The organism is Pseudomonas sp. LB3P14 (assembly GCF_054898045.1).
Map to the genome: position 1 here is coordinate 4185452 of NZ_CM142714.1, position 12124 is coordinate 4197575.

Below are 12124 nucleotides of genomic sequence, written 5' to 3' on the forward strand. Positions count from 1 at the left end.
TTCTTCAGTGATAGAGAGTCAGTGATAGAGAGTCAACGGTAAACAGTCAGCGCCAAGGCGCCGAACAGACAGGTAAACAAACTCAGGCGCAACAGCGCCGGGTGCCAGAAGAAGCGGTACAGATCGAACCCGGACAGGAACCGATCGAGTGCCCAGGCCAGCGCCGCCGCGATGAAAAACATCAGGGTCATGGTCGGCATGTACACGCCGTGGAAGGCGATTTCACGAGGCATGTTCAAGTCCTTGGGGCTTGGCGGTGGCGTTGGCATTTATGTAGACGGCGAGCGGTGATTGCGGGTCCAGCAACGAGGTGCGGATGAAGTGCAGGTAGCTCTTCACCCGGCGCAGGGCCGAGGTGTCGAAGTGCGGTGCGAAAGGCTCGTCGGTGGCTTGCACGCGGCTGATCGCGTGATCGACGGCGATCAGTCCACGCTCCAGATTGTTCTGGCTCGGTTGCAGAAACAGCCGCACCAACGAGCGGCCCATCACCCTGATTGACTGACGCCAGGGTTGAGATTCGGCATAGGCCGGATGCACCGGCAGGATCGCCTGTTCCTTGCGTAACTCGATGATTGCGTGACCGACTTCCAGCACCACAAACATCCAGCGCAGCAAGTCTCGTTGTACCTGCGGTTGTCCTGCGGCGAGACCGTAGGCCTGATGCAGCAGGTCGCGGGTGCTGCTTTCGAAACTCGACGCCAAACCCTTGAGTTTGCCGCTGATGGCATACACCACCTGCCCGCGCAAATCCTGCTCCAGCCGACGCCACAACCAGCGGCTGTTGGGCGGCAGAATGATCGCCCCGGCGGCTGCGCAGACCAGCATGCCGAGCACCATGGCGACGTAGTCGTTGATAAAGGCGTAAGGGTTGTAAACGGTGAGGTTGTCCGGCACCGAGCCGGTGCTGAAGAAGATCAGCAAGCCGAGCCCTACGCCCGCATATTGCGGCCGTGAAGTCAGGAACGAACCGAGCACGATCACCGGCGCAAGCATCACGCAGAGCAACGGAAAACCGTCGATCCAGGGGAAGATGAAAAACATCTCGACGAAGCCGATCAGTGCCCCGAGGAACGTCCCGCAAGCCATCTGAAACGCCATGCGTTTTGGATTCGGTGTCGCCGCTGAAAGGCCCACGGTCGCGGCGGCGATCAGCGTCATGGTCGCGCCGCTCGGCCACGCGGTGGCGACCCAATAGCTGCCCAGAACGACAAGAATGAACGCCGCGCGAATCCCCGACGCGGCCGACGCCATCCAGTTGGTTTGCGGGGTGAACGGCTCATCCCAACGCTCGCGCGCATGGCTGTGATCAGCCAGGGACGCGTGGGTCTGTGCATAACTGTGCAGGTCATCGACGAAGCGATAAAGCAACTCGTACGCGGTATGAAAATCCAGCTGCTCGGCGTCGCTCGGATTGTTGTCCTGAAAGGTCGCTCGCAGGCTGCGAACTCGCGCCGGCAAACCTTCTTTATAAGTGGTCAGCGCGATGACCAGACGCCCCGCATCGGCGTTGGTCAGGGCACGGCCGCTGAAGCCGTCGAGCAATTCGGCGAGGTCTTGCAAACCCGGTTTGATCGCCGCGACCACGTGATCGGCGCCGCTGCTGCGCAAGCGTTCAAGCAATTGGTGCAGGGCGTTGAAGCGCGTAGTGATGCCCATGAACTCGCTGTTCAGTCGACTGAGCCGACCGTTGCGCCGACGCATGTGCGGGTCTTCGAACACGGTCACGCTGCGCAACCCTTCCAGTCCCACGGTCTCGGCGATGAAGCGCACGTTGCTCGCCTCGAAAGCCTCCCGTTTGCTGCGACCGCGCAAGCCATCCGTGACGAACAGCGCGAACACGCCGAAGCGCTGATACAAGGCGTTGCGCATCGCGGCGCTGGCGGTTTGCGGCAGGATTGCGGCGCTGACCAGCGTGGAGCAAATAATCCCCAAGGAGATTTCCAGCACCCGCCACACGGCGGCCATGAACGCACCGTCCGGGTGGGCCAATGCGGGCAAACCGACCATCGCCGCGGTGTATCCGGCGAGCACGAAACCGTAGGCGCGGAAGTTGCGATACCGCGCCGCGCCGGCCGAGCAGATGCCCACCCAAATCGCCAGCGATCCGAGGAACAATTCAGTGTTCTGCGCGAACAAGGCAATCAGCGCGACCATCACCGCCGAGCCGGCCAACGTGCCGAGGAAGCGATAGAAACTCTTGGCTAACACGTGCCCGCTTTGCGGTTGCATGACAATGAACACGGTGATCATCGCCGTGCGCGGTTGCGGCAACTCCAGACGCATGGCCAGCCACAGGGTCAGGAACGCCGCGAACAGCACCTTGAAAATGTAGACCCAGGTCACGCCATCGCTGCGCGCCCAGTCGAAGAAACCCCTGCGCCATTCAAGGGAGTACAGCCAGCGCAACGGTGCGGGCAAGGGAGTCATGGCGTCCTGCTCAATGATTGAGGGCTTGGAGAATGGCCGGGGTTTTCGGCGCCTGGGTTCGACTGTCTTTCGGCGCATCGTTGCCCGCACCCAGTCCACCGCCCAAAGCGGTCACCAGTTCGGCATGGGCACTGAGACGCGCGGCCTGAACCTGCTGCTGGACCTGCTGCTGTTTGAACAACAAAGTCTGGGCGTTGAGCACGTTGAGGTAATCGGTGAGGCCGCGCTGGTAGGCGATCATCGCGATGTCGTAAGTCTTCTGCGCGGTGGCCACCGACTCGGCGGCGAAGGTTTGCTGCTTGTCCATGGATTCGCGGCGGATCAGCTGGTCGGAGATGTTTTTCAGCGCGTTGACCAGCGTCTGGTTGTACTTGGCCACGGCGATGTCATAACCGGCCGAGGCTTCGCCCAGCTCCGAGCGCAAACGGCCGCCATCGAAGATCGGCAACGAAATGGCCGGGCCGACGCTGTAGTTGAGCTTCTTGCCGGTCAGGAACTCCAACGCTCCACCGCCGGTGGCCATGTAGCCGAGGCTGCCGACCAGATCGACGTTGGGATAGAACCCGGCGTGGGCCACATCAATGCCCCGCGCCTGGGCTGCCACTTGCCAACGACTGGCGACCACGTCCGGGCGTTGCCCGAGCAACTGCGCTGGCAAGGACGACGGCAACTTCAGCGGCGCGCCCAACGACAGCGTCGGCCGCTGCAACTGCGCGCCCTCCCCCGGGCCAAAACCTGCCAGGGCTGCGAGTTGATTGCGGCTCAGGGCGATTTCTTCGTCCAGCGCATCGATCTGACGATGGGTTTCCGGCAACGGCGTTTCAGCCTGGCTGACTTCAAAATGGGTGCCGATGCCGCCGTTGAGACGCTTTTGCGCCAGGTCGAGAATTTGCTGTTGCTGTTTCAGGGTCGCGGCGACGATGTCCCGTTGCGCGTAATGCAACGAAAGCTCGATGTAGGCGCGCACGATGTTGTTCTGCAATTCGAGCTGCGCCAGCCGTGCTTCGGCTGCCGTCATGTGGGCCATGTCCACGGCGCGCTCGGTGGCGTTGCTTTCGCGGCCCCAAAGGTCGAGGGCGTAGCTGAAACCCAGCGCGGCGTTGTTGTCCCAAGTCGTTGTGTTCGCCAACTCGCCCGGCCCATAGAACTGATCGGTCGGCCAGTTGTGGCGTTTGAGCGTGGATTCGCCGCTTATCTGTAACGACTCGGCGGACTCGGCAATGCCGGCCATGGACTTGGCCTGGCGCACCCTCGCGGCGGCCATGGCCATGGTCGGGCTGCCTTGCAGGGCGAGGTCGATCCAGCGGTTCAGTTGCGGGTCGCCATACGCCTGCCACCATTGGACGGTAGGCCAGTGAGCGTCCTGTGCGGCGCTCTGAATAGCTTCGTCGGTGGCCAATGAATTGGCCTCGAGTGCCTTGCCCTGTGGGGCAATACCTCCGGTACCGATGCAGCCGCTGATTGCCAGGGTAAAAGTCAAAACACTGAGCGTCTGAAGCGCTCTGCTGATGCGACGCGGCACTGCTGCGATTTCCTGAGGTGGGGAGTTGTTCCTGAGGTAGGCAATTCTAGGGGGCGGCTTTGTTGGCGATAAGCTGGGAATCCTGTGAATCTTTGTTACCGTTAGCGCGATAATCCGTTGGTCGGGGTCTCAGACTCTGAAACTTCGTGTCACAATTTGCCATCGAACCCGAGAGCACCCCATGGACACTTTGCAAAACATGCGCGCCTTCAGTTACGTGGCCGAGGCTGGCAGCTTCACCGCCGCCGCCGTGCAACTCGACACCACCACGGCCAACGTCTCGCGCGCGGTCTCCAACCTGGAAGCCCACCTGCAAACCCGCCTGCTCAACCGCACCACCCGACGCATCGCCCTGACCGAGGCCGGCAAGCGCTATCTATTGCGCTGCGAGCAGATCCTGGCCTACGTCGAAGAGGCCGAAGCCGAAGCCAGCGACGCCCACGCACGCCCGGCCGGGCAGCTCAAGGTGCACACCATGACCGGCATCGGTCAGCACTTCGTGATCGACGCCATCGCCCGCTACCGCAAGACCCACCCCGACGTCACCTTCGACCTGACCATGGCCAACCGCGTGCCGGACCTGCTGGACGAGGGCTACGACGTGTCCATCGTGCTCGCCAGCGAACTGCCGGACTCGGGGTTCGTCTCCCAACGTTTGGGCATCACCTACAGCATCGTTTGCGCCTCGCCTGCCTATGTAAAAGCCAACGGCTGCGCGCAGAAGCCCAGCGACTTGCTGAACCACGCCTGTTTGCGGCTGGTGAGCCCGGTGATTCCGCTGGAGAAATGGACCTTCGACGGCCCGGAAGGCCAGGAAATGGTCACCATTAATAGCTCGCCGTTTCTGGTGAACTCCGCCGATGCGATGAAGACGGCGATCACCAGCGGCATGGGGGTTGGGGTTTTGCCGGTGTATGCAGCGATTGAAGGGTTGCGCAACGGTACGCTAGTGCGGGTGATGCCGAACTACCGGTCGCAGGAACTGAATCTGTATGCGATTTATCCTTCGCGGCAGTATCTGGATGCGAAGATCAAGACGTGGGTCGAGTATTTACGCGGGTCATTGCCGGAGATATTGGCAGCGCATCAGGCGGAATTGGCGGCTTATGAGTTGAGCGGGAGTTTGGGTGGGGTTCGGGTGGCGAATTGATACAGGGGAGCAGAACCCATATAGCGAAGATACGCTAACAAGATGCAGAAATAGCCAATTGTTCTATACAACCTGTCAGATTTGACAGTAGTTGCTTGTGCCTTTTCATGACATGTTCATCACCTCAACTATTTGCAAGGAATGAGCATCATGACTGTCAACACACTGGCGGCGAGTAATAAACAATCGGGAACAGGTACTTGGGCAGCATCAATTCTGGGCTTCAGGGATGAGAACTTCCCCTGCACGCCAGAGGAATTTCTCAGCAACGGCAAGGAAGTTTATTTGCGCGTGAGCGGGCCAACTGGGGTAACTTCAAAAATCGAGTTCCTGATGAGATTTTCTGCGAGCATTGAGCAAAAGACTTACTTTTTCGGACAAACTGGTTCCCCTAACCCGCCAAAAATTTCAATCATCCAAGGCGGCAACCTAACCGGCTACATATCCAAGGCAAACGAAGGACATATAGCTGTCGAAACCTTCAGCATCGATAAAGGAACCCTGAAAGCAAACGGGAATTTTTCATTCACTGATCACGAGAACGACACTAAACATCAAGTCGTTTTCAATATCGATTTGGCGAATATGGCCTTAGTGCCGTAGGAATCTATTGACTGGAAATTTCACCCGCACGGTACTGGCGGACGGCAACCACTCCCGTTCAAGAAAGGATGGAACGCGTTCAATTCAGGGTCAAACGCCCTTTGTCCGGCTCTTGCTCCTTCCGGATAAGAGCCGGTTTGAGCGCCCCCCACAACTCGCCTATCACCTAAAAAGAATGTTAGCTTGCTTGGCAATCCAGTCGCCCGACGAGCCTTCACCCCATGAAAAAAACCGTCCTCGCCTTCAGCCGCATCACCCCTCCAATGATCGAACGCCTCAAGCAAGACTTCGACGTCATCGTGCCAAACCCAAAAAACGGCGACATCCACGCCCAATTCAACGAAGCCCTCCCCCACGCCCACGGCCTCATCGGCGTCGGGCGCAAACTCGGTCGCGCTCAACTTGAAAACGCCGCCAAACTGGAAGTCGTCTCCAGCGTCTCGGTCGGCTACGACAACTACGACGTCGCCTACTTCAACGAACGCGGCATCATGCTCACCAACACCCCCGACGTCCTCACCGAAAGCACCGCCGACCTGGCCTTCGCCCTGATCATGAGCAGCGCCCGCCGCGTGGCCGAACTGGACGCCTGGACCAAGGCCGGCCAATGGCAAGCCACCGTCGGCGCACCGTTGTTCGGTTGCGATGTGCACGGCAAGACCCTGGGCATCGTCGGCATGGGCAACATCGGCGCAGCCATCGCCCGTCGCGGGCGGCTGGGCTTCAACATGCCGATCATCTACAGCGGTAACAGCCGCAAGACCGAGCTGGAGCAAGAACTCGGCGCGCAGTTCCGCAGCCTTGATCAACTGCTCGCCGAAGCCGATTTCGTCTGCTTGGTGGTACCGCTCAGCGAGAAAACCAGACACCTGATCAGCCACCGTGAACTGGCGTTGATGAAGCCGAGCTCGATTCTGGTGAACATTGCCCGAGGCCCGGTAGTGGACGAACCGGCGCTGATCGAAGCGCTGCAAAACAACCAGATTCGCGGCGCCGGGCTGGACGTTTACGAGAAAGAACCGCTGGCCGAGTCACCCCTGTTCCAGCTGAAAAACGCGGTGACATTGCCGCACATCGGCTCGGCCACTCATGAAACCCGCGAAGCCATGGCCAACCGTGCCTTGGCCAACTTGCGCAGCGCTTTGCTGGGTGAGCGACCGCAGGATCTGGTGAACCCACAAGTTTGGAAAGGTTGATTCCAACGGGCAGGCGTTTTAACCGCCTGCCCGTTACATACACACCTTGCAATTCAGTTCACTGCTAAAAAAAAGATACTCACTATAGACTCGCCATTGCTTAGTCGAACTGACGGACTTTAGTTATGGAGAGCACTGACATTGAACTACCTTACGACCGACAAACTTATTAGATACAGCAAAGTAATACTAATGGCCTATATAAGCTTCTTTGGCTTGATGGTGATGTACAGTAACTTTACCGACTACGCATCCAATTACGAATACGTCAGCCACATTCTCAGCATGGACACCACCCGAGAAAACCTGAACCTGAGCTACAGAGCAATCACTTCGCCCATGCTCCACCACCGCATCTATTGGCTCATCATCACTCTGGAAGTTGTTTATACGGCTTTCTGCTTGCTGGGCACCTACCATCTTTATCGAAACATCAATACACCTGCAGCCGTTTTTCACGAAGCGAAGAAGTTTGCAATCGTGGGACTATTGATCGGCATTTTTGTCTATTACATCTGCCTGCAAGTGATCGGTACCGAATGGTTCAACATGGATGAATCTGCAACCTGGAACGCCAAGGATTGGGCTCGGCACATCGTGGACGTCATGTTTCCGCTGCTGATTTACATCACGCTCAACGTCGAACGCTGAAGTTTCAGCGTTCGACTATCCAAACCTTCACGCCAGCTTGCCGCTCCCTTGCACCATTGGCGCCTTGGGCTTACGAAACACCAACACGTTGCCCAGCATGACCAGCACCAACCCAGCCAGTGCCGGCGCCGTCCATTGATAACCTTCGGCAAACGCCGAAACGTTCAGCGCCACCACTGGGAACAACACCGTGCAATAGGCGGCGCGCTCCGGGCCCATACGTCCCACCAACGTCAGGTAAGCGGTGAAGCCAATCACCGAGCCGGGAATGACCAGATACAACAATGAGCCGATGTAACGTGCATTCCATTCCATGTCGAACGGGATGCCTTTGACCAGGCACCACACCGACAACATCGCCGCGCCGTAGGCCATGCCCCAGGCGTTGGTGGTCAGGGGTTTGAGACCGGCCTTCTGTTGCAGGCTCGAGAGCATGTTGCCCGCCGAGAAGCACAAGGTTCCGAGCAATGCCAGACCTAACCCGAGCAAGGTTTCCGGGCTGGCGGTGTGACCGGCCAGCTCCGGCCAGAACAATAGGCCAAGCCCGAGCAAGCCCAACGCGCCGCCCATCAGCACATTGCGCGCGATTTTCTGGCCGAAGAACACGCGCGCATTGAGGGCGTTCCACAGGGTGGCGGTGGAAAACACCACAGCAACCAGACCACTCGGGATCCACTGGCTGGCGGTCAGGAAGCACATGAAGTTGATGCAGAATAGGCACAGACCCTGCGCGAGGCAGATCAGATGCCCCCGACGGTTCATCACTTGCAGGCGGCGACTCAGCAGCAGCATGACAAACAGCACCAACGCCGCGAGGCCGAAGCGATAGACGATCGACACCGGAATCGCCACCACGCCCAGTTGCCATTTCAAGGCAATCCAGGTTGTGCCCCAGATCAGCACGGTCAGCAAGTACAACGACAGGTTCATGGCAATCACTCCTCAATAGGGGCTCAGTGTCCCGCGCCAAGCCTCGCCGCACTTGCATAAACTTGCGCTTTTGTCAGCCGGTGGGCTGGCAGGCCAACGTCTACGGAGTAGGATGCAAGGCGTTGGAGAGAAGCGATCATGCCCGCACTGGAAACCCTGCAAGTCTTTCAAGCCCTCAACCGCTCGCCCAATGCTCGTCTGGAGCACAGCGCCGAGCTCGGTGACGGCATGGCTGCAGCCTTGTGGAGCAATCATCACGATGCTCAGGACTACGAAGCGCCGAGCCATCACACCCTGTCCTGCTACATCGCGGGCGGCACCGGGACTTTTCGCCGCGACCAGCCCGGCACCAAGGGCGGCCCCGACAAGCTGTGCATCCTGCCCGCTGAACATCAGTCAGCCTGGGTGATCAACGGCGACATTCGCCTGGCCCACGTTTATTTCAGCCCCGAACAGTTCGCCCTCGGTTGCGTCACGCTGCTGGACCGCGAACCTCGCGAACTGCTGTTGCGCGAAAGCACCTTTCTGGAGGACCCAACACAGGCTCGGCGCTTTCGACAGTTGATCACGCTGAATTGGGACGAGCCCGGCGAACGCCTGCTCACTAGCAGCCTGGCCCATGAAATGCTCAGTCACGTTTTGCTTGGCCAGGTCGGTATGCGCGAGGGGCTGCGGCTCAAGGGGGGATTGGCAGCGCATCAACGCCGGCAGTTGATCGAGTTCATCGACAGTCAGTTGGCCGAAGCCATCAGCCTGGGGCAATTGGCGGGGTTGTGTGCGCTGTCGGAATACCATTTTGCGCGGATGTTTCGTGAGAGTTTCGGATTGCCGCCGCATCAGTATGTGCTGTCGCGACGACTGAGCCGGGCACGGGCGTTACTGCGCTCGACGTCGCAGCCGTTGGGGGAGATCGCATTGGCGTGCGGGTTTGCCAGTGCGAGTCATTTTACTAATCGGTTCAGGCAGGCTTTGGGTGGGACGCCTGGCGAATACCGCCAGGCGTTTTTGCGTTAGTCCTGAGATATTCGGCGTCTGTGCAGACGCCTTCGCGAGCAGGCTCGCTCCCACATTTTGAGCGCGTTAGCCCTGTGGGAGCGAGCCTGCTCGCGAAGAACGATGACGCGGTCGACCGTTAGAACTCCAACGTGCTCGACAACGAAATCTGCCGCGAATCGCCCATCGACACAAAGAACCGGCTCGCCGCCGAGGTGTAGTAGGTGCGATCAAACAGGTTCTTCACGTTGAGCTGGAACTTGACCTTCTGCCCTTCGACTTTGGTGTCGTAGGTGGCAAAGGCATCGGCCACGGTGTAGCTCGGCAGGTCGAAATCATTCACGGCGTTACCCGCTCGCTCACCGACATACCGCGCCCCCGCGCCGACCCGCAGCTGATCGCCACCGACGAGGGTGCCGAAGTCGTAGACCGCCGACAGCGAGCCGCTGTTCTTGGCGACGTTTTGCAGTTTTTTGCCTTTGTAGGTCGGGTCTTCAGTGACTTCGGCGTCGGTGTAGGCATAGCTGCCGATCATGCTCCAGCGATCACTCAGCTGACCGGTCAAGTCCACTTCCAGCCCACGGGAACGCACTTCACCGGCGGCGCTGTAGATCGTCACCGGACCTTCGGAGTTGGCCACCAGCACATTGCGTTTCTTGATGTCGAACAGCGCGACGTTACCCGTGACGCGGCCCGGCATGTCGAGCTTGGCGCCGATTTCCCAGGACTTGGCTTCCTCCGGCGCGATGCTGCCGTCAAGCACGGTGCTGCTGCCGCTCAACGGCGCGATGGTCGAGTTGGGTTTGAACGACTCGGTGTAGCTGCCGTAGAACGACAGTTCATCGGTGTAGCGATACACCAGACCGGCGCGAGGCACCCATTTCTGGCCGTTACTGTCGGTGTTGGCCTGGAACGGCACGCCTTTGCCGGCGTACTGGTCGTACTCCTGGAAACGCCCGCCAGCGACGAAAATCCATTTATCGGTCAGGTGGATCGAGTCCTGGAGGAATACCGAATCGCTGCGCAGTTCATCCGTCTGCGCGCTGTCCGAAGGGCTGACGGTGGTGCCGGCGACTTCGCGGCCGTAGACCGGGTTGACGTAGCTGAAGGTGCTCAGGCTTTTCTGGCGGATCAGGTCTTCGCGGTAGATCTTGCGGTACTCGTCATCGATGCCGAACACCAGGTCATGTTGCAGGCCCAGAACGTTGACGTTGCCTTCGAGGCTGGCGGTGGTGAAACGGTCGGTGCTGATGGCGTTCTGCGTCCCATCCATGCTGCGGGTCAGCGTGCCTTTCTTGGTGTCGATGGCCGTGATGCGCACTTGGCTGGCGTCGTAGGTTTCACGGTTCCAGCTGTAGCCGAAGTGGGCGTTCCAGTTGTCGTTGAGTTCGTGATCGGCCTCGAAGTGATACAGATCCGAGCGCCCTTCCATGTTATTGAAGGGTTCGTCGAGACGACGCTCACGGGAGATGTCCAACGGGTGGTTGTCACGCGGGTCGATGATCGTGCCACGGTCGAACGGGGTCAGGAACTCGCGGTGTTCGTAGGCGAACAACAACTGGGTGCTTTCGCCGAACCATGCCAGTGACGGCGCCACCAGCGTCTCGCGGTGAGTGCCGAAGTTGCGCCAGTAATCTTCGTCTTCGTGGTCCAGGACCATGCGGTAAGCGAGGCCGGAAGTACCGAGTGCGCCGGTGCTGTCGAGGCCACCACCGCTGCCATTTTTGCCGTCGCCGTAGGTCGAGCCGCGCAAGGTCAAGGCATTGTACTGCTCAAGCTCAGGCTTCTTGCTGACCATGTTGACCACGCCGCCCGGGTCCTGGATGCCGTAAAGCAAAGAGGCCGGGCCTTTGAGGACTTCGACCCGATCCACGGTGGCATTGAGGCCACGGCCCTGCACTAGCGGCATGCCGTCGCGCATGATCGAGCCGTTACGGTTGTCGCCGAAGCCGCGCGTCATCACCGAATCCTGGGTGCTCGCCAGCGTGTTGCCCTGGGTAATGCCGCTGACGTTGGCCAATGCATCGTCCAGATTGCGCGGCGCCTGATCGCGAATGACCTGGGCCGGGATCACGTTGACGGTCTGGGGGATTTCCTGGAGTAAGGCTGAAGAGCGCATCACCGAACTGGTGGGCGGCGGTTGATAGCTCATGGATTGATCGGCCACCGAGGTGATGGTGGTCGCGCTCAGGTTCAAGGTGCCTTCGGTGGGCAACGGCTCCAGGACCAGCGTGTGGCCGTCGGTACGACGGAAGGTGAACCCCGAACCGCTGAGCAAACGCTGCATTGCCTGCTCGGCGTTGAACTGACCATTGATCGCCGGAGCGGTTAGACCGTACGGCGCCTCATCGGTGTAGACCACGCTGATGCCAGTGATCCGGCTGAAGTCACTCAAGGCCTGGGGCAGTGGTTTGGCGGCCATTGCGAAGCTGAACTGCGCACTCTGTCGGGCACTGCCGGCCTCAGCGGCCACCGCCACACTCAACGGCAGCAACGCCAACGCCGAAAAGCTCAATGCGCACGTACCCAACCACTGTTTGACCGAACCCGATTTTGCCCTGGACTTCATTGCTCATGACCTGTGTAGAACCGCTGCGGATGCGAATGACTCGCAGTTTCAGTCACTACACGGATGGCGTCGGGGTTTACCTC

10 protein-coding genes are annotated in these 12124 nt (G+C 59.6%); 5 read left to right on the forward strand and 5 right to left on the reverse strand.

Translation table 11 applies throughout. From position 1 onward, the window contains the following. Positions 1-32: 32 nt before the first annotated feature. The 3 genes from ACYZT5_RS19335 to ACYZT5_RS19345 are packed head-to-tail and all read right to left on the reverse strand — an operon-like array spanning position 33 to position 3949. Positions 33-233: a DUF1656 domain-containing protein gene (locus tag ACYZT5_RS19335; protein ID WP_007896379.1), complete on the reverse strand. Its 201-nt coding sequence runs from the start codon at positions 231-233 to the stop codon at positions 33-35. Next, a complete protein-coding gene (locus tag ACYZT5_RS19340) occupies positions 223-2427 on the reverse strand; it encodes an FUSC family protein (RefSeq protein ID WP_462046966.1) in 2205 nt (734 codons plus the stop codon). The genes ACYZT5_RS19335 and ACYZT5_RS19340 overlap by 11 nt, the downstream gene beginning before the upstream one ends. Positions 2428-2437: 10 nt before the next feature. Continuing rightward, a complete protein-coding gene (locus ACYZT5_RS19345) occupies positions 2438-3949 on the reverse strand; it encodes an efflux transporter outer membrane subunit (RefSeq protein WP_462046967.1) in 1512 nt (503 codons plus the stop codon). A gap of 181 nt (positions 3950-4130) precedes the next feature. On the opposite strand from ACYZT5_RS19345, the gene ACYZT5_RS19350 reads away from it, so the two are divergent. The 4 genes from ACYZT5_RS19350 to ACYZT5_RS19365 all read left to right on the forward strand — a co-directional run bounded on the left by ACYZT5_RS19350 (position 4131) and on the right by ACYZT5_RS19365 (position 7549). Next, entirely contained in the window at positions 4131-5099 is a 969-nt protein-coding gene (locus ACYZT5_RS19350; RefSeq protein WP_462046968.1) for a LysR family transcriptional regulator, read from the forward strand. Positions 5100-5249: 150 nt separating this feature from the next. Then, positions 5250-5702 carry a hypothetical protein gene (locus ACYZT5_RS19355; protein ID WP_462046969.1) on the forward strand — a complete coding sequence of 151 codons (453 nt, stop codon included), beginning with the start codon at positions 5250-5252 and terminating at the stop codon, positions 5700-5702. A gap of 221 nt (positions 5703-5923) precedes the next feature. Further along, positions 5924-6898, forward strand: a complete 975-nt coding sequence (locus ACYZT5_RS19360; protein ID WP_462046970.1) for a 2-hydroxyacid dehydrogenase — start codon at positions 5924-5926, stop codon at positions 6896-6898. Between the two features lie 141 nt (positions 6899-7039). Then, a complete protein-coding gene (locus ACYZT5_RS19365) occupies positions 7040-7549 on the forward strand; it encodes a DUF2165 family protein (protein WP_462046971.1) in 510 nt (169 codons plus the stop codon). A 27-nt stretch (positions 7550-7576) separates the two neighbouring features. Here the strand turns inward: ACYZT5_RS19365 and ACYZT5_RS19370 are convergent, their stop codons facing one another. After that, positions 7577-8479 (reverse strand): DMT family transporter, encoded by a 903-nt coding sequence (locus ACYZT5_RS19370; protein ID WP_462046972.1) that lies wholly within the window; start codon positions 8477-8479, stop codon positions 7577-7579. A 138-nt stretch (positions 8480-8617) separates the two neighbouring features. Between ACYZT5_RS19370 and ACYZT5_RS19375 the strand changes: the two genes are divergently transcribed. Further along, a complete protein-coding gene (locus ACYZT5_RS19375; protein WP_462046973.1) occupies positions 8618-9493 on the forward strand; it encodes a helix-turn-helix domain-containing protein in 876 nt (291 codons plus the stop codon). A 118-nt stretch (positions 9494-9611) separates the two neighbouring features. Here the strand turns inward: ACYZT5_RS19375 and ACYZT5_RS19380 are convergent, their stop codons facing one another. Further along, complete coding sequence (locus ACYZT5_RS19380) at positions 9612-12041, reverse strand: TonB-dependent siderophore receptor (RefSeq protein WP_462046974.1); 2430 nt, start codon at positions 12039-12041, stop codon at positions 9612-9614. Between the last annotated feature and the right edge of the window lie 83 nt (positions 12042-12124).

Coding starts and splice junctions, on each gene's coding strand:
- ACYZT5_RS19335 (WP_007896379.1), bottom strand. CDS start 233: ATGCCTCGTGAAATCGCCTTCCACGGCGTGTACATGCCGACCATGACC.
- ACYZT5_RS19340 (WP_462046966.1), bottom strand. CDS start 2,427: ATGACTCCCTTGCCCGCACCGTTGCGCTGGCTGTACTCCCTTGAATGG.
- ACYZT5_RS19350 (WP_462046968.1), top strand. CDS start 4,131: ATGGACACTTTGCAAAACATGCGCGCCTTCAGTTACGTGGCCGAGGCT.
- ACYZT5_RS19355 (WP_462046969.1), top strand. CDS start 5,250: ATGACTGTCAACACACTGGCGGCGAGTAATAAACAATCGGGAACAGGT.
- ACYZT5_RS19360 (WP_462046970.1), top strand. CDS start 5,924: ATGAAAAAAACCGTCCTCGCCTTCAGCCGCATCACCCCTCCAATGATC.
- ACYZT5_RS19370 (WP_462046972.1), bottom strand. CDS start 8,479: ATGAACCTGTCGTTGTACTTGCTGACCGTGCTGATCTGGGGCACAACC.
- ACYZT5_RS19375 (WP_462046973.1), top strand. CDS start 8,618: ATGCCCGCACTGGAAACCCTGCAAGTCTTTCAAGCCCTCAACCGCTCG.
- ACYZT5_RS19380 (WP_462046974.1), bottom strand. CDS start 12,041: ATGAAGTCCAGGGCAAAATCGGGTTCGGTCAAACAGTGGTTGGGTACG.